Origin of the sequence: Shewanella amazonensis SB2B (assembly GCF_000015245.1) — a bacterium.
GTDB lineage: Bacteria > Pseudomonadota > Gammaproteobacteria > Enterobacterales > Shewanellaceae > Shewanella > Shewanella amazonensis.
Window position 1 is genome coordinate 171,153 of sequence record NC_008700.1, and the last position, 19,066, is coordinate 190,218.

The window sequence follows — 19,066 nt, forward strand, 5'->3', positions numbered from 1 at the left end:
TGCCTGGCTTGGTAGCGGGTAACCCCAGACTTAGTGCTTTTGGGGATATTTCCTGTGACCGGGCTGGACTGCACGTGGGCCACTGAGCCGAGCGAGGGCTTGTTTACCACTCCCTTGAAGAGTGCTGAGGTGCCGCATTTCAAACACGCTGGCCCTGAGCTTTTTACTTGAAACTCCCCCATTTCCCGTCTTTCTGTGAAGCGTTTTTATTGGCGCCCTTCATGGCCCATCACTATGCTCAGAGTGAACCCGGAAGCTTGCCGGAGAATGTAGCGATTTCAGGACGATGGAATGAAGCACTATTGGCTGCCCTTATTGTTTTGTTTGAGCATGACCCAAGCCTGGTCGGCACCTGAAACGACCAGCCAGATTGTATGGGTGGAGTCACAGCGTTCGGCACGCAATGCCAGCCATGAATTCTATGTGGATTTGCTGCAACTGGTGCTGGATAACAGTCGTGAGCAGTGGGGCGAGGCCAGGGTCGAAGAAGTGAATGGAGATTTTTCCCAATTCCGGGCCTTTGCTGCGCTAAACAGCGGCATGTTACATGTCTTTTGGGCCGGCACCACTAAACAACGGCAAGAAAAATTCAAGGCCGTAGAGGTGCCCTTGTTTGCAGGCTTGCTGGGGATCAGAGTGCCGGTGATCCGCCGCGACAGGTTAGAAGAGTTTCGAGGCTATAAAACCTTGGCTGATTGGCGAAGACTAATGGCATGTCAGGGGGCTCAGTGGCCGGATTCGGACATATTGGAGGTGAATGGTTTCAGGGTCGCCCGGATAGCCAAATTCGAACTTATGTACACTATGCTTAAGCAGGGACGCTGTGACTATTTTCCCCGCGGGCTTAATGAGGTCGGTGCAGAATTGGCGGCCGACGGCCAGCAGGACCTGGTTGCCTATGAAGGTGTGCTGATTACCTATCCCTTTCCCATGTACTTTTTTGTGGGCAAGAATAACAACGCTTTGTACCAACGTCTGAGTACCACGCTGGAGGCCATGGCTGTGAGTGGTGAGTTGCGTCAATTTCTGTTCAATCACCCCACCACTGCCGGGCTGTTCCCTTTGGAACGCTTTGACAACAGTCTCAGGTTCAGATTAACCAATTCCCTGTTGCCGGCCTCGACGCCTTTGCAGCGTTCGGAACTCTGGCTGCCACTGACTCGCCCCTAAGGTGCGCGCACGTTACTCCCGACGGTGATTTCCCCCCTTTATTTGATAGCGTGCTTGGACTCAAAATACACTCATTAACGGGGGCCTTCCTGTTATAGGGTCTGAACCTGCGCGACGCAGTGATCCCCTGTTTGCAATGTTTACGTGGTAGCAGACGGCGAGGGCAAAGTGTATCTCGCAGGCAGAGTGTTGGCCCCAGAGTGCTGATAGGACGCAGTGCAAATCAAAGCTGGTGTTGAGCAGCCAAGGGGCTTATGGTTGACAGCACATATCGCTTACCAGCTTTGATTACTTATCATGGACGACTTCCTCACTATCAATCAGCACGCTTGGGATAACCGTACCGAGCTGCATCTCGAGTCCGACTTTTACGATATGCCCGGTTTTATGGCGGGTAACACCAGCTTGCGCGAAATTGAACTTGCCGAGCTGGATGTGCGAGGTAAAAGTTTGCTCCACCTGCAGTGTCACTTCGGTCAGGATACCCTGTCATGGGCCCGTGAAGGCGCCGCTTCGGTCACTGGTCTGGACCTGTCTCCCAAGGCCATTGCCGCCGCAACCCAAATTGCAGATACGCTCGATATCGAGGCGAAATTGGGTGTACCCGTGCAGTTTGTGTGTGGCAATGTGCTGGATGCCCGCAATCTCGTTGAGGGCGATTTCGACCTGGTCTATGCCTCCTACGGCGTGCTTTGCTGGCTGCCGGATTTAACTGTCTGGGCCAATACCATTGCTTCCTGCCTCAAGCCCGGGGGCTATTTTTATCTCGCGGAGTTTCATCCCATCAAGGCGCTGCTCGATGGTTATGATTACTTCTATACCGGCAAGGCTGATGTGGAGCAAGAGGGCAGTTACACAGAAAACAGCCGTGACGCCGAAAACACCATGGTCAGTTGGTCGCACGATCTGGGGCAGGTGGTATCGGCACTGATTAACGCTGGATTGGTGATAGAGTCGCTGCGGGAATATGACTTCAGCCCCTATAACTGCTTCGAAAACCTCGAAGAAGAGGAGCCCGGCCGTTTTCGCCAGCGTATCGATGGCAAACCCATTCCACTGGTGTTTTCCATCAAGGCCCGTAAGCCCTGAGCCGTTCGGGGCTGGTTACTGCCCATTGCCCGAGATTGTATTTCAGTACGGCGCCGGGCTTCGTTTGATTCAGCCCATCCTTTCCCAGCAATAAGCACTCCTTCGCCATGGTTTTCTCCTGTTCCACCCGGCTCGAAGCCACACCGCCAGACAGAGGCCTGATACGGTTTGCGACAATTCGGGACAAACTGGGACAGTCATAACATCCATAAAACAAGACAATCACAACTGGGTGTTTTTCGTCCTGCTGTGGGTCTGTGACTCGATGAAGCTCACCTTGAAACCTCGTATCCATTACAAAAATAATCCAATGGAAAGGAACAATGAGCAAACTAACTCACGTCTCTCTGATGGTTGCCAGTGCGCTGTACGCCGGTGCCGGTGCGGCCAGTGGTGGCAATGGTACTGATGCCCCGCAGTGGAATGCACCACCGGCCGATTACGCACCCCAGCCGATTTCTACACCCGAATACGCGGGCATTGCGAATCAGCAAGTTAAAAAGCAACACAGAATCTTTACCCCCGAGCAGGACATCTCTGGTATTCAAACCTATATCGTCCAGCTTGAAGACATGCCTGCCGCCGTGTACGACGGTTCGCTGCAACAGTTTGCGGCCACCAACACTCAGGTGCAGCGCCAGCTGATGGGTAGCAAACCCCTCTCGATCAACGAAGGGGCTTTGGGTCAGTACACCCGTTACCTGGTGCAAAAACGCGAGCAGCTGCTGTCCAATGCCTTGACACAGCAAGGGCTGAATATTCAGGTCGAACAAACCTTTGCCATGACACTGAACGGTTTCAGCACCAGAATGACTCAGGATGATGCTTTACGCTTGGCAAAAGTACCTGGCATTAAACACATTTCCCGCGCCAAAACCCGTCAGCTGTTTACCCATAACACCGCCAGCCAAACCGGCGCCGATCAGGTCTGGACCAATGCCAGCAATGGCCTTGCGTCCAACATGGGTGAAGGCATGATAGTGGGGATTATCGACACCGGCATTAACACCGACCACCCATCCTTTGCCGCCGTTGGTGGTGATGGCTATCGCCACATTAATCCCCTGGGAGACAAGTACCTCGGTGACTGTGCAACCTTCGAGGGCCTCTGTAACGACAAGTTGATTGGTGTGTACTCCTTCCCCGAAGTGACAGATGCCTACAGTGATCCTGTTTTTGCGGAATCCCGCCCACCTGTAGGTGAGGATTATCACAGCCATGGCTCACATGTGGCTGGGACCGCTGCCGGTAACATCATTAAGAACCAGCCTTTTGTGATTGCAGAAGGCAAGCCTCAGTCTGAGGGGATCCACACCAACTTTGTTTTCCCACAGGTCTCCGGCATGGCACCACACGCCAATATCATCTCCTATCAGGTGTGTCTGCCCGGCAGTTCAGGCGACCCTTATGCAGGTTGTCCTGAGGTGGCGATCCTCAAGGCGGTGGAGCAATCGGTCATCGATAACGTTGATGTGATTAACCTGTCTTTGGGTGGCATTGAAGAAGACCCCTGGCTCGACCCTATGGAGCAGGCCTTCCTGCACGCCGCTAAATCAGGCATCTTTGTGGTGACTGCCGCGGGTAACAATGGTGACAGGCTCTATACTGCCGACCACTCCTCACCCTGGCTGACCAATGTGGGCGCCCATACGCCAGCTGCAGTGACCGAATATCAGGATAAATATCTGCAGGATATGCGCGGCGGTGCAACTGCCGCACCTGAGGCCATGAGCGGTCGTTCGGTGACCTTTGAAGAAGTCAGTGGTCTTATCGTGCGGGCGCAGGATTATCCCAACCCCAACGAAACCTATGCGTTTAACTGGGCCAACTGCGACAAGCCTTATCCCGCGGGCACCTTCGATTTGGCAGACAATCCCGATACTGCGGATGTGGATGAAAGTCAGGAGAAGGTGATAGTGCTGTGTAAGCGCAGCTCGCTGCCATTGTACGCCAAGTCACTGAACGTGGCGGCAGGTGGTGCCGAAGGCATTATCATCCAGAATCAATCGCCCTTTCTGGATAACTCCGTCACTCCCGATGTACCCCATGCTATCCCGGGGATCCACATCAGCTTTGCCAATGGTCAGAAACTCAACACCTGGCTGAGCACGGGCTCCGGACATTTCGGCACCATCACGGGTACAGAAATGGCATTGACCCCTGTCGAAAAAGAAACCATGGCGGGCTTCTCATCACGCGGTCCTTCTTACTTTGGCATCGATACCATGGTGGTGGACATCGCAGCGCCGGGTGTAGACATCTTTGCCCCGTCCTCTGACGATCAACCCTTTACCAAAAACCCAAGATCAGGCCTTTGGACTACCATGAGCGGTACCTCGATGGCCAGTCCCCATGTAGCGGGTGCTGCGACCCTGTTGCGTCAGTCACATCCAGACTGGTCGCCTATGCAGGTGCAGTCTGCGCTGATGATGACCGCCACCAATCAGCTGGAAAACGGTTCAATCATTAATCCTTACACCAGCTATCAGGAGTTATCCGGTTACCAGGATATGGGTGCCGGCCGCATGAACGTAAACATGGCCGACAAGGTCGATTTGACACTGCATGAGGACATGGAAGCCCTGGCGATGGCCAACCCAGGCAATGGCGGCGATGTGAAAAAGCTTAACACCGCCTACATGGTCGATACGGATTGCGGTGACAGCTGCAGCTTTATGCGTACCTTTACCGCCGAGCGAGATGGTCATTGGACGCTGAGCACCGAAGCCTTTTTGGATGGTTTCGACATCAAGGTGCAACCAGAGAGCTTCTCCCTCAAGGCCGGTGAGACTCAGTCCATCGTGGTGTCTGTGGTAAACAAGCAGACCACAAGTGCCGTGGACTTGGTGTCTTTGTCAGGCAATCAGGGCCAGGTGTTGGTGACCTCCTCCAACCCGGATGCCCCAGTGTTGGAATTGCCAGTATGGACCTGGGTAGGGGCCAAAGGTATTCCGAGCCATGTGATGGTGGATGCCCACCGTACATCAGGCCAAATGGAAGTGGGACCTTTCGATACGGCTGAGGTAAATGATCTCACGACCCGCAGTTATGGTCTGGTCAAAGCCGCTCAGCACAGTGCGCACATGTTTACCGACACCACGGGAGGCGATCCCTTTGATTTGGATGCCGAGGGTAAACTCAATAACCACATGACACTGACCAATGTGCCCGACAATTCGCAGGCCTTGTTCAGCCGTGTGGTGGGTGATGACCACTCGAGAGTGCTGGTGTTTATGGGTGAAGACAGCAACCAGAACGGCTTGCCGGATCCCGAAGAAATGCTGTGTATGTCCACCTCCTATACAGAGGCAAACTACTGCAGCATCCAGCAACCCAATGCCGGTACTTATTGGACTGTTTACATGAGTCTGGCCACTGTGGGTTATGGCAAGGAAGATTTGGGACGCGAAATTACCGTTGCCGAAGCCGTGGTGCCTGCCCTGGATAACGGTAACCTGACCGTATCCGGCGAAAGCAGCATTCCGGGCTATCGCAGCTACCCGCTGAATTTGAGCTACCGCATCCCAGAATTGCAGGTTGGCGATGTGTATTTTGGCGGCTTTGATCTGGGCAGTGACGGCAATAATCCCGGAAACCTGGGGTATGTGCCTGTCACGCTTATCCAGCGCGATGAAGATGTCAGCCTGACCGCCAGCCATACCCATGCCAAGCCTGGAGACCTGGTGGATTTTACACTTTCTGTCATAGCCAACAATGATGCAGCAGCCAAGGACTTTGTCTTCAATGCCAATTTCCCTGCTGGTCTGCAAATTGTTCCCGAATCGGTGAAGGCGTCACACGCGACACCGGGCACGCCGATGGTAGAAGACAACAGCCTCCATCTGGCCGGTGTACAGGAAAGCACCCGTGATGTGCAGCGTAACTACAAGATCACCTCCAATCAGGACGATCCACTCTGTAGTCTGACTGCGGCCAATTCACCTGAGCCCGGTTATCTGGACCTGCGTCAGCTGGGATGGAGAACACTCGAGGGACTCGAAGGTAACTACCGAAATAGCAAGGAATATCTGTTGTCTGATCTGATGGCGACCGACCAGAAGGTGACCTTCCCCTTCTTTGGCAACAAGTCGTACGACAGTATCAAGATAAGCCCTGCCGGTGTGATTTATTTTGGTGCGCGAAACCTGCCCTATGCCCACATGAAAATGCCTGACGGCTTCACTGGCTTGCCAGCACCGGAAGACATGATTGCGCCTCTGTGGATTGGTGATAACCAGGTTGCCCGATATGACGGCGGTTATGGTCAGTACGAGCTCAATGCCGGTGTTACGCCAACGTACACATACAGCCGTGAGTGGTTGGTACTGGAGTTTGACAATATCACCCGCTCCTCAGCGCCTGAGCAGCTGGCCGATTTTGAAATCTTCATGCGCATGCTGATTGACCATGAACCCGGTGAGTACGAGATGCTGATTGCCTACGACAATCTGAATCTCACCAGCGGTGATGGCAGTATCGGCTTCAAGAGCTTTGTCGGGCGTATGCTGGTGGATGGTGATATTCCCGTCGACATCTCCCACGGCGCAGGCTTCGCATTTAACGATCTCGATGAAAAGCTGAGCGACAAGCTGGTGCTCTGTCTGGACTATCAGGGGCCTGAGCAATCGAAGTTTGAAGTGAATTTCCAGGCCTATGTCAGCGAGCGGGCGGCCAACTCCGTGCAAAAAGTGGTGCTGGAAAATGGCATGGAAGGGGCAGATACCGAAAGCCTGTCAGTTGAGGTGGCGGTAAGCGGTAACCTGCAGATGGCACAGCTGCCGAACATGCAGGTGGATGAAAACAGCAGCATCAGCTTCGACGTGACCTATGCCGACAGCAATAAGGTGAGCAACGAAATCAGCCTGGTGGGTGACCACTTCAGCTATGAGCTGAGTGGCCACGGTTCTGGCGCTACTGTGACCCTGACGCCGGATGCAGATTTTCACGGTGAAACAGAAGTGACGGTCATGGTGCGTGATACTGCCAACATGGCTGATTCAGTAAGCAGCAGCTTCCTGCTCAGCGTGATGTCAGACGGTGTTGAAAAAGGCTGTACCGACAGTGGTGCAACCAACTTCGACCCGAATGCCAATCAGGATGACGGCAGCTGTAAGTTCCCACCCAAGCCCGAAGTTGAAGAAAAAACAGAGACTTCATCGGGTGGTGCCCTGGGTTGGTCCATGTTGTTCTTGGCACTCTTTGGCGCTCTGCGTCAGCAAAGACGGCGGGTAGCTGCTTAACCTGGCCATTAAGCCCGGCAACGCCGGGCTTAATTTTACCGTACGAATGTGGCAGAATCGCCAGCGAGGTAGTAATGTGCGAAAAATAAACATTCTCAAAAATCCATTCTGTCACGTTCGTATTGCCCACGGCATCAATATCTGCCGGGCAATACTCCTGGGTCTTGGCTTGCTGTTTTGTTCTGTTATTGATGCAGGAGAGCTGGCCGAAGACATCTATACCGAAGACGAAGGCTGGCACCTGGGCGTGGCCATAGGCTATGGCACTGTGACCAATCCTTTGTACAACAAGCGCAATATTCCCCTCTATCTGGTGCCCAAAGTTGAATATTTTAATGGCGATTTTGCCTGGACCAACACCCAGCTGAGTTGGACACCAATACAAAGCGCCTGGGGTAATCTCGCCCTTATCAGCCAATTCAATGAAGACGGGTTGTATTTTTTTGATAACAGGTACAATGCCGGGATGTTGCTGCCGCTGGCCAGGCCGCCCCAATCTCCCAATACCGGTGGTGTTGTGCCCGTCGATACCAGCGTCCGCCGGGGAGACATTTCGCAAATTGCCGACCGCAAGCTGTCTTACATGGCCGGTGCCAGCTGGACCCTGAATCTCGAAAGCTGGCATTTTTCCTTCCTGGCCGTTACAGATGTGACCGGCGTGCATGAGGGATTTGAGGCCTTTGGCCGCGGGGAATACCTGCTTCAGTGGGGTAGCCACCAGTTTGCGCTGGGGGGCGAACTGCAATACCAAAACGACCAACTGGTGGACTATTACTATGGCACCCGGTTACAGGATCGCATCAAGGGGTTCAGTCGCTACGAGACCGACTACAGCCTCAACAGCGCCCTCAAGCTGCGCTATCAATATCATTGGACAGACAGCCTAAGGTTGATAAGTGACTTTCGCTATCAGTGGCTTGGCAGCAGCATCAGCGATAGCCCTTTGGTGGAAGACAAGGCAGTAGTCTCTGCATTTATTGGCGTTGCCTGGGGCTTCTGAACATGCAGCACCGCAAAGTAGTCTCAGCTCTGTTACTTTGTGCAATAGCCACAGTCGCACCACCTGCATGGGCAATAGCACTGTTTGAGCTCACTCCAAGCCAATGTGCTGTTGACGAGGGCGATTGTAGCGTCAGGGTTACTCTGGCCTGGCAGGCCGAAGTGCAGCAAAGCGTCTGCATTGAGGTGCTTGGCGAGAGTGAGGCGCTTTACTGCGATCTTCCCGCCAGCCACACTGCCTGGTCACTGGATATCAGCAGTAGCAGCGATGTGGAGTTTCGCCTGCTCGGTCAGGATAACTTGCCCCTTGCCAGCGTCAGTCTCCGGGTGCTGCATATCCCTAAACGAAAACCCCGACAAAGAGCGGCCTGGAGCCTGTTTTGATGCAAGCCAAAATCCTCTACATCGAAGATGACCATAAACTTGCCGGGTTGGTAAAGAACTTTCTGCAGTCCCATGGTTTTGAGGTGACACACCTGCCGTCGGCCGAGGGGGCATTGGAGCAGCTCTACTACGGCAGTTTCGATTTGCTGCTCTTGGACATAGGCCTGCCAACGGAAGATGGCATCAGTCTGTGCCGACAAATCCGCGACCGTTTTACTGGGCAAATTCTGTTTATGACGGCGAGGCGATCTGCCGTGGATGAGGTGGAAGGCTTGATGGCAGGCGCCGATGATTACCTCACCAAGCCGGTGGCGCCTGAAATCCTGCTGGCGCGTATCCAAACCCGCTTAAAGCGCCGCGAGCCGCAAGAGATGGTAGAGGTTGATACTGCCAAACCCCAATCTGAGATGCACTTTGGTCGCCTTTGCATTCGTCTTGCGGCCCGGCAGGCGTTTTGGGATGAAGAATCACTGCGTCTGACCACAGCCGAGTTCGATATTCTGGCGCAGCTGGCCAAACACGCAGGTCAGATAGTCTGCCGTGAAGACCTGTTCAAGTACACCACAGGTGCACCCTACGATGGGCTCAATCGCACCATGGACAACAGGATCAGCCGCCTCAGACGCAAGCTGGGGGATAACATGGACGATCCCTTTAAAATCAAAACTATCTGGGGTAAGGGTTACCTGTTTGTCCCGGATATTTGGGGCTAGGCATGTTGAAGCTTTACAGTGGTCTGCTATTGGCAGTCGTGAGTTCGCTACTGTTGTTCTCGCGGATTTACGATATCAGCACCCAGCAGCCACACCTGCTCTATCCCCAGGAAGAGGCCTTTTTAAACCAGCTGTTTGCCCTGACCGAAGGCAGTATGGATTTGTCGCAGCTGCCGGTCGCCAGCCTGCCCCTGGAGCAGCTGGCCATTCCCGATGAGACCCGGGCTCTGCTGCTGCAGGGTGGCACAGCAGTGCTGCAGGATAAGGCGCAGGCGTTTTATTTTTACCGGCAGAACCCCGCCGACCCCAGCCAGGTGACCATTGTTGGTCCTATCGATTACCCTGAAAGCCCTCTTGACCGGCAACCCGTGCTCTGGCAACTGCTGCCCTATGCTTTGCTTGCATTGGCGCTACTGTTGATTTGCTGGCCACTGTATTTGGATATCAAGAAGTTGAAGGCATTTTGCGCCCAGGTCAGCCGGGTTGATTTTGGGGCCACTGCGTCCATCACCCGACTAACCATGTTGGGAGCCATCGGCAATACCATGGCAGACATGGCGCAAAAGCTCGCCTTTCACCGCAGTCAACAGCGGGACTTTATCAATGCCGTCTCCCATGATTTTCTGACTCCCCTGGCCAGAATGAAATTTACCCTGGTAATGGGGCGTAGCGCCCATAGTCAGGCAGTCTCTGATACTTTCGAGAGTCTCGATGAAGATTTGGCTGAGCTTGAGCAACTTATTGACGAGTTTTTAAGCCATGCCGAGTTGTCTCAGTATCGGCCGAGCGAGCAGCAACAAAGCTTCTCTGGCAGACAGCTGGTCGCCGACTGCTTTGCCAAGTTTGAACCGCTGGTGAGTGTGACTCTGGAAATAGCGGGAGAGGCCGATGTGATAGTGCAGGATAAGGCCGGATTTGAGCGCATCATGCAAAACCTCATCAGCAATGCCTCCCGCTATGCCAGTTCTCGGGTGAGGGTCAGCCTGAACTGGGATAAGGAGCTGGTGGTGCAGGTGGAAGATGACGGCCCTGGCTTCACCGAAAATACAGATTCGCTGCTTGCTGCCTTTTATCAGGACGAACTTTCTACGCATCGACTCTATCAGGGCGTGGGCCTGGGCTTGTCGACAGTCGCTCTGCTTTGCCGCCATCTGTCTGTTGAAGTGACCCTGGGACGCAGTCAGGCACTGGGTGGTGCCTGCGTTACCCTGAAATGCCCCTCAGCCCCCTGAATTCGAGCGCCTTGTACTTTACGTTGATTTTCATCGCGCCAGCATCAGGCCCTCATTCGTGACGAGCAAGGTGTGTTAATTAAGTTTTTGAATTTAGGTTGTTATTAAATGATTTCTAACCTTATTTTTATTGTGGCATATCATTGTTAAAACGGTTTCGAAAGATTTCAAAAGTGTTGAAAACTTTCGATTAAGCTGTTCTTATAGTCAGATGACTGAAAAGATGACCACAGTTACTGCTGTCCTTTGGCGTGTTTGCCAGGGTGCCATCAGCCACTGAAAGTCACAGAGCCGTTTGACGATAAGGATAATTATGGCAAGCCTCTCTCCCTCATTTTCTCCATGGCGCTCCCGTGCCAGACTAAGCCCCCTGGCGCTGGCCGTGGCCTTGGTCATTGCTCCCATCGGATTTACTGCCAACGCCGCCCCAGTGGGTAAGTTGGATACCCTCAGGCAGGAGGGTGCCAGCGTTGATATTCGCACCGATAGTGGCGCTTTGGTGCAAGTGAGCGTGCTTAAGCCTTCGCTTATCCGCATTCAGGCGGGAGCCAATGGCAAACTCACCGCTGAAGGCAGCAAGGCCGCAGCCATAGTTATCAAAGATGATTACCCGGCCGTGGCCTATACCCTCAGTGATGAAGGTGACTATCGGCTGCTGAAAACCGAGGCGCTGGCACTGCGCATTTATGAAGCGCCACTGCGCTTTGCCCTCTATCAGGCCGACAACCAAACGCTTATCACCGAAGAGTTGCAAAGCCTGGAGTTGGGTGAATCCAGCACGGTACAGACTCTCAGTACAGATGTCGACGAGCGCTTCTTCGGTGGCGGCCAGCAAAACGGCGCCTTCGAGTTCAAGGGCAAGAGCTTGGAAATCTCTTACTCTGGTGGCTGGGAAGAGGGCGACAGACCAAGCCCGGCGCCTTTCTATCTGTCGAGCAAGGGCTATGGTGTGCTGCGCAACACCTGGGCCAACGGCAGTTATGACTTCAGAAGCAGCGACGCTCTGCGTCTCGGCCACGATGAAGCCCGCTTCGATGCTTTCTTCTTTGCCCCCGGCAGTATTCAACAGGTGCTGGCTGACTACACAGAACTCACCGGCCGCGCCAGACTTATACCGCGCTGGGCCTTTGAATATGGCGATGCCGATTGCTACAACGACGGCGACAACGTCAAAAAGCCCGGCACAGTGCCCGATGGCTGGAGTGATGGTCCAACGGGTACCACGCCAGATGTGATTGATTCAGTAGCTAAAAAGTATCGCGAACACGATATGCCCGGCGGCTGGATTTTGCCCAACGACGGCTATGGCTGCGGCTATACCGACTTGCCGAAAGTGGTTGAAGGGCTCGCCAAATACGGTTTCAGAACCGGGCTTTGGACCGAAGATGGGGTAGATAAAATCGCCTGGGAAGTGGGCAAGGCGGGCACCCGCGCCCAAAAGCTCGATGTGGCCTGGACCGGTGAGGGCTATCAACATGCGCTGGATGCCAACAAGGCTGCTGCCGATGGCATTCTGGATAACTCAGACTCGCGTCCCTTCCTGTGGACCGTGATGGGCTGGGCAGGCATGCAGCGCTATGCGGTGACCTGGACCGGCGATCAGTCCGGCAGCTGGGATTACATCCGTTGGCATATCCCCACTTTGATTGGCTCTGGTCTGTCCGGCCAGGCCTATGCTACCGGCGATGTGGACGCAATTTTTGGTGGCAGCCCGGAAACCTTCACCCGCGACTTGCAGTGGAAGGCGTTTACACCGGTGCTGATGGGGATGTCCGGCTGGTCCAAGGCGGCGCGCAAACACCCCTGGTGGTTCGACGAGCCCTATCGCAGCATCAACCGCGACTATCTGAAGCTGAAAATGCGCCTCACCCCTTACATGTACACCACCGCCTTTGAAACGGAGCAAACCGGCGCCCCCATAGTTCGCGGGCTGATGTGGGATTACAACGATGATCCCAATGCCAACACAGAAGCGCACAAGTATCAGTTTTTGCTTGGCAAAGACATGCTGGTAGCACCCGTGTACCGCTCTCAGACGGCCAGCAAGGGTTGGCGTGAAGATGTGTACCTGCCCAAGGGCCAGTGGATTGATTACTGGGATGGCAGGGTGGTTGATGCCCCCGAAGGCGGTGCCAGCATCGACTATCAGGTGGACTTGAATACCATTCCGGTGTTTGTGCGCGCCGGTGCCATTATCCCCATGTACCCGGAAGCCCTGTATGACGGCCACAAGCCCAAGGATGTGCTGACCCTGGATATCTACCCCTACGGTGAGTCTGAATACCTGATGTACGAGGACGATGGCAACACCCGCCGCTATCAGCAGGGCGAGTTTGCCCGTCAGCTCTTTGCGGTGAAGGCGCACGAGGGCAAGGCTGGCGACATTGAAGTCAGCATTGGCGCTGCCGAGGGTAAGTTCGATGGCCAGGACGAAGAACGTGTCTACGAGCTGTGGCTGCATACCCGCACCAAGCCAGATTCTGTGCTGCTAAATGGTAAAAAACTGAAAGCCCTCAAGGATGAGGCAGCATTGGCCAAGGCCAAAAGTGGCTGGACCTATTCGGATACCAAGTACGGTACAGTGCTGGTGAAAGTCGCCAAGACTTCAGTGCGGGAGGCGCTGGAGATCAAGCTGGAAATTGATGACGCCAAGGTGCTGGCGGCTACCGCCGGTTATAGCGTGGCGCCCGAGCTTGGCAATGAAATTCCCGCCGACAGCCTGTTGGTACTGGGTCGTCCTGCCGAAGAATCCGGGCATCCGCTGGAAAATGCCTTCGATGGCAATCCGGATACCTGGTTCCGGACCAAGCGCGATCAGGCACAAAAAACGGGTGCCCACGAGTTTACCCTGGCACTGGGCGAGCGACGTTTTATTGCGGGTTTTGAGATTGCCCCCCGTAACGATAAGCACTGGGAGTATGGTCAGGTAGCCGACTATGAGGTGTATCTGGGCGAAAACAACGGTGAGTGGGGCGAGCCGGTGGCCAAGGGCAGGTTGGAGAAATCACAAACCATGCAGAAGGTTGAGTTTGCACCCAAGCCCGGCAGCTTGCTGCGTTTCAGGATACTCAGTACCCAGAATGAGCTTGGCAGCGACCCCATGGTGACCGCTGCCAAGGGGCAGGGTGGTGCCTTCAATGCGCTGCTGCCAAAGAGTGTCACGCCTATTACCATCAGCGAGTTCAAGGTGCTGACTGCGCCTGAGCCCAAAGCGCCTAAAACCCAGCTGTTTCTCGCTGAGATGACGCCGCAAAAGCTGGATAAATCCGCAGGCAGTCGTGTGGCCCTGAACAGTGCCATCGGCGGTAAACCCATGAGCATGAACGGCCTTAAGTTCAGCAAGGGGCTGGGGATGGCGGCAAACGGTCGGGTCGACTATCGCCTTGAAGGTAACTGGCAGCTGCTGCGGGCCGATCTCGGTATCGATGACAGCTGTAAAACCAAGGGCGGTTTGCACTTTAAGATCTTCGGTGACGGCAAGTTGATGTACGACTCTGGCCTGATTGAAGCGCCAGCTGTGGTGAAGCCCGAGCTGGACATACGCGGCGTTGAAATCTTGAGCCTGCAAACCGAAGGCACTGCCAAGGGCGTTTGTGGCAACTGGGCCAATGCCTCTGTGGTGGGCTGGCCCAAGGGCTGAACCCTGTCAGTGACATAAAGCAGACCCGGGATTTCCGGGTCTGCTTTTTTGCGGTGAACATTGGCGCGCATCGCCAACCGTAATTACAGCTGTTGATGACCCAAGTACACCTTCAACTGCCTGTGTCTGTCACTCAGGGCCTTTAACGTCAACAGACTAGTGCGGTTTTGTCGCTGATCCCGGGTGAAATCACCGGGTTCAACCCCCTGCTGCCATCCCCAGGTCGTATGGCAGGTATCGCCAACAATCAACACCGGCCCATTAAGGGTATTGAGCACATAGGCAGTGCTGCCTTCGGTATGCCCCGGGGTGGGCAATGCGAATACGCTGGCGTCACCAAATACATCTATCGCTTCGCCTTTATCGAAACCCCATTCATTCAATGGCGGCCTGCCAGACAAGAGGGCATCTGTTGCTGCCTGGGTCATGTGATTCTGAGGGTTCAGGCTCACATGTTCGTTGCGACCAACATAGAGGGGAATATCGGCGGCCAGATCGGGCAGGCCGCTGATATGATCCAGATGCAGGTGGGTCAGAAAGATACCGCTCAGGGGCTTGCCGCTTGATGCAATTTCACCGCTGCTTTGCAACAGTTGGATTTTCCCGAGGCCAAATGTCTGGAAGAGTTCAGCTTGTACGCCATGTTTTGCGGGCGACTCAAGTAAGCCCCGCGCCACCCCGGTATCGATAAAAAAGCGGCCATGCAGCGGGTGCGTAAACTCATACAGATAGACCTGAATAGGCTCATCAGCATCTTTTTTTCCGGCCGCCCTGGCGGCCGGAGCCTCAAGATTGAGCAAGCCCCTCAGAGGCACCTGCCAATTGGCGCTGGCATGGGCGCTGAAGTTCAGGGGACCGGTTTTGGCGAGGCTCTCTTCCATCAGGGCCAGACTCACGGGCTTACCCAGCAATGCAGCCTGACTGGCATGACTGGTTTGCGGCGCGTCGATTCCGGCCGTCACCAGCGGGCTTGCTGTCATCAGTCCCAGCAGTATTGCGGCAGTTAGGTATCGGGTATTCATATTCCATCCTTGCGGTGTTTTGGCTACTTTTATCTTGTGGTCATGTTTTCATGGATGGACAGTCGTCTCAATTGGCGAATATCGTATGTAGGTATTCGTTTTTGAATGGGTTTTGAAATGAGACAGGGTCTGAACTGGGAAGACATTCGTTTGTTTGTGGCGGTTGCCGAGCTTGGCAGCTTCAGCGCTGCGGCGCGGCAGTTGGGCTTGGGACAACCTACCCTGAGCAGGCGTATCGCAGAGCTTGAGGGGCAGTTGGGTGAGCCCTTGTTCATCCGCCGATCCCAGGGCTGTGATTTGGCGCCGGCGGGACTGCGGCTGTTACCTGCCGCTGCTCAAATGGCCCAATGGGCCCACGATGCTGAGGTGAGCCTGGCCAGACCCGAGGAGCGTATTGCGGGTAAGGTGCGTATTACTGCGCCGCCGGGACTTGCGCTGACTCTGCTGACTCAAGTTGCACAGGGGCTGAGGGCACGATTTCCGGCGTTGACCCTGGAAGCATTGTCGTCCACACATCTGCTCGATTTGTCCAGGGGGGAAGCAGACATTGCCCTTCGCACCCAGGAGGTGGCTGAGCCTGGGCTCATAACGGTTGGCAAGATACTGAGCAAACCCCAATTTTATGGCAGCCGGGAATATGCAGCGTCTCTGCCACCGGGGGCGACACTCTCGGATCTTGCACTTATCTGTTGGAGCGAGGATCAGGGGCATTTCAGGGTAAACCGTGAATTGCATCGCCTGCTGCCGGGGTTTAAGCCCGCCTTTGCCAGCGACGACTTCAATGTGCAGTTGGGTGCCTGTGTGCAGGGACTGGGCGCCATGGTGCTCTACGGTGCCCTGATGTCCCACCCAATGCTCAGCTCTCTGGTGCGCTTGCCGGTGTCCTTTGACAGTGAGTATCGCGGCGAAATCTTTATTCAGGTGCACAAGCGACTGTACGGATTACCGAGGATCATGGCGGTACTGGATGAACTCGATAGCTTTGGACGTGGTATCGCAGAGTATCAGGGGCCGGGCGAGGCGTGAGTTTGTGCTCGCAGGCGAGAATTGGCTTGATTCGGACATCGACTTGCGCTTTTTGTACCTCTGGGTATGATGTCGTCTGGGTCTGCAGTTCACCCAGACATCGCCGCGGCGTAAGCCGAGCTAAACCTGCCTTACACCTGAATCCGGTACCGTACATTCGCGTGCCCCGTTGGAAGTCGGCGATCACTGACACCCCAGGGCGGGCGCGCCTGTGTGAGGTACAGTCATGAAACAACCCATTCCGTTTGTGGCCGCCGACATCTCGGCATTGGCCAAGTCCCTTCGCAAGCAATTGATGGCCTGCGAGCAATTCCCGACCCATGTAGAAATGCTGAACCTGCTTGCCAAGGCCAGCGGGTATCAAAACTTTCAGCAGTTTAAGGCGCAGCAGGTGCCAGTGGGCGCGGATGCGTCAGGTGTTGACTCTTTGGCCGTGGATATTCCGGCCAAGCTGAAACCCTTTATGGACCAAGATTATGTGCTCAGGCAATGGCCCGGCCGTTTTGCGTTGCAGCAACAAAGTCTGTGGTTTTTCTGGTGCCGTTTCCGCTATGGGGTAGAGTACAGCGAGGCCGAGGTGAATGCCTTGCTCAAACCCTTTATCGGATTTGGGGATCATCCCCTTATCCGGCGGGAACTGGTCAACAAGGCCCTGCTGGGACGCACCGACGATGGTGGTCGTTATTGGCGCCAAAGCGCCATTCCACCTGCCGGATTTGAGCGCTTGGCCGAAGTCTGGTGAGGTAAGTTAAGCCCCGAAGTGTGTTCGGGGCTTTTTTGTTGCTGCGCCAGCAAGTAGCATGATTTTACAATCAATGATGCCGTTTCGGTGAGACAGGACGTTTCGGCAGTGCGCCGGCATGCTCAAGGAATAGAACTATGACACTCATGCAAAAGCTGTATTGGCTGATGGCCACTGTGGGCAATGGCCTGGCAATCTGGCTGTGTAGCCACCATCCCGGTCTGGGCTCGTGGCTGTTGCTGGCCTTTACCCTGGGCTACACCCTGATTGGCGCCTACGATCTATTCCTTTCCCGCCATAGCCTCAACAGACTCTATCCCGTGGTGGCCTATATCCGGTATGGGCTTGAGTCGTTTCGGGTAGAGATCCAGCAGTATTTCATTGCCAGCGACACCGAAGAAAAGCCCTTTAACCGCGAAGAGCGCTCTTTGGTGTATCAGCGTTCCAAGAGTGTGCGCGACACCATCGCCTTTGGTACTCAGCGCGATCTATTGGCTGATAACTACTTGAGTTTGTGGCATTCACTAAGTCCTTGCGAGGTAAAAGAAGACAGCAAACGGGTGCGCTTTGGTGGCGATGAATGTGTAAAGCCTTACAGTGCTTCACGGCTGAATATCTCGGCCATGAGCTTTGGGTCTCTCTCGTCCAACGCCATTCAGGCGCTGAATCTCGGGGCAAAAAAAGGCGGTTTTTATCATAACACCGGCGAGGGTGGGATAAGCGATCATCACCTCGAGCATGGTGGCGATCTGGTGTGGCAAATTGGCTCGGGCCTATTTGGTTGCCGAACTCACGAGGGGGCGTTCGACCCTGAGGCATTCCGCCGTCAGGCCTGCCTGCCCCAGGTGAAGATGATTGAAATCAAGCTGTCTCAGGGGGCAAAGCCCGGTCATGGCGGGGTTCTGCCCAAGGCCAAGATTACTGAGGAAATTGCCCGTATCCGTCTTATCCCCACCGACAGGGACTGCGTATCGCCTGCGGTGCATCCCATGTGTGCCACGCCCAAGGCGCTGCTCGGCTTTATCCGTGAGCTGCGGACATTATCCGGCGGTAAACCCGTTGGTTTTAAGCTGTGTATTGGCAATCCGGCGGAGTTTTTGGCCATCGGCAAGGCGATGTTGGAAACCGGTATTTACCCTGACTTTATTACGGTTGATGGCGCAGAAGGTGGCACGGGCGCCGCGCCGGTGGAGTTTACCAATCGCATGGGCATGGTATGTCTGGAGGGCGTTTACTTTGTTCACAATGCCTTGATTGGATTGGGGCTCAGAGACAAGGTGCGCATCATTGCCTCAGGCAAAACCGCTTCGGCCTTTGATTTGCTTTCAAAGCTTGCCCTGGGCGCCGATACCGTGAATGCGGCCCGCACCATGATGCTGGCGCTTGGATGCATTCAGTCCCGCCACTGCAACACCAACAATTGCCCCACGGGCATTGCCACCCAGGATCCGGTGCGTGGCAAGGCGGTGGACGTAGAGGTGAAAAGTGACCGGGTGAAAAATTTCCACCACAACACCCTGCATGCCTTTTATGAACTGCTGGGTGGCATGGGGCTCGACAGTCCCGCCAAGTTGTTGCCGCAAATGATAAAACGGCGTACCCCTTATGGTTTGCCGATGTCGGCCAGCAGTATGGTAAAGCAGCTTTCCCACGGTGAGCTTGCCGAAGGCAGAGCCACCGGCGTGTGGCAATCCTGGTGGCAGGGTGCCAGCAGTGACAGTTTCTTTGTTTATGACGACCTTATCCTAACGCCAATCGAGCTCAGGCAGGGGCATCCGGGATAGCTGTGATGATTCAGAAAACTAAAAA

Annotated in this window: 12 protein-coding genes; 11 read left to right on the plus strand and 1 reads right to left on the minus strand. The window is 54.8% G+C overall.

All coding sequences use genetic code 11. From position 1 onward, the window contains the following. Positions 1-291: 291 nt before the first annotated feature. The 8 genes from SAMA_RS00760 to SAMA_RS00795 all read left to right on the plus strand — a co-directional run bounded on the left by SAMA_RS00760 (position 292) and on the right by SAMA_RS00795 (position 14,467). A complete protein-coding gene (locus tag SAMA_RS00760; protein WP_011758272.1) occupies positions 292-1,170 on the plus strand; it encodes a substrate-binding periplasmic protein in 879 nt (292 codons plus the stop codon). 297 nt (positions 1,171-1,467) lie between these two features. After that, complete coding sequence (locus SAMA_RS00765) at positions 1,468-2,259, plus strand: class I SAM-dependent methyltransferase (protein ID WP_011758273.1); 792 nt, start codon at positions 1,468-1,470, stop codon at positions 2,257-2,259. 323 nt (positions 2,260-2,582) lie between these two features. After that, positions 2,583-7,499, plus strand: coding sequence for a S8 family serine peptidase (locus SAMA_RS19830; protein ID WP_011758274.1), 4,917 nt, complete (start codon positions 2,583-2,585; stop codon positions 7,497-7,499). A 76-nt stretch (positions 7,500-7,575) separates the two neighbouring features. Then, a complete protein-coding gene (locus tag SAMA_RS00775; protein WP_011758275.1) occupies positions 7,576-8,499 on the plus strand; it encodes a MipA/OmpV family protein in 924 nt (307 codons plus the stop codon). A 2-nt stretch (positions 8,500-8,501) separates the two neighbouring features. Next, on the plus strand, positions 8,502-8,882 hold the full coding sequence (locus SAMA_RS00780) for a DUF3019 domain-containing protein (protein WP_011758276.1): 381 nt from the start codon (positions 8,502-8,504) through the stop codon (positions 8,880-8,882). Next, positions 8,882-9,595 carry a response regulator transcription factor gene (locus tag SAMA_RS00785; protein ID WP_011758277.1) on the plus strand — a complete coding sequence of 238 codons (714 nt, stop codon included), beginning with the start codon at positions 8,882-8,884 and terminating at the stop codon, positions 9,593-9,595. Before SAMA_RS00780 ends, SAMA_RS00785 begins: the two co-directional genes overlap by 1 nt. A 2-nt stretch (positions 9,596-9,597) precedes the next feature. Further along, positions 9,598-10,827 carry an ATP-binding protein gene (locus SAMA_RS00790; RefSeq protein ID WP_011758278.1) on the plus strand — a complete coding sequence of 410 codons (1,230 nt, stop codon included), beginning with the start codon at positions 9,598-9,600 and terminating at the stop codon, positions 10,825-10,827. Positions 10,828-11,140: 313 nt separating this feature from the next. Further along, positions 11,141-14,467 (plus strand): TIM-barrel domain-containing protein, encoded by a 3,327-nt coding sequence (locus tag SAMA_RS00795; protein WP_011758279.1) that lies wholly within the window; start codon positions 11,141-11,143, stop codon positions 14,465-14,467. An 83-nt stretch (positions 14,468-14,550) separates the two neighbouring features. Here SAMA_RS00795 and SAMA_RS00800 read toward each other — a convergent pair whose 3' ends face one another. Beyond that, complete coding sequence (locus SAMA_RS00800) at positions 14,551-15,489, minus strand: MBL fold metallo-hydrolase (protein WP_011758280.1); 939 nt, start codon at positions 15,487-15,489, stop codon at positions 14,551-14,553. A 117-nt stretch (positions 15,490-15,606) separates the two neighbouring features. On the opposite strand from SAMA_RS00800, the gene SAMA_RS00805 reads away from it, so the two are divergent. The 3 genes from SAMA_RS00805 (at position 15,607) to SAMA_RS00815 (ending at position 19,041) form a co-directional block, all read left to right on the plus strand. Then, positions 15,607-16,515, plus strand: a complete 909-nt coding sequence (locus SAMA_RS00805) for a LysR family transcriptional regulator (protein WP_011758281.1) — start codon at positions 15,607-15,609, stop codon at positions 16,513-16,515. A 226-nt stretch (positions 16,516-16,741) separates the two neighbouring features. Next, positions 16,742-17,257, plus strand: coding sequence for a DUF2087 domain-containing protein (locus tag SAMA_RS00810; protein ID WP_011758282.1), 516 nt, complete (start codon positions 16,742-16,744; stop codon positions 17,255-17,257). Between the two features lie 137 nt (positions 17,258-17,394). Then, a complete protein-coding gene (locus tag SAMA_RS00815; protein WP_011758283.1) occupies positions 17,395-19,041 on the plus strand; it encodes an FMN-binding glutamate synthase family protein in 1,647 nt (548 codons plus the stop codon). Positions 19,042-19,066 lie beyond the last annotated feature (25 nt).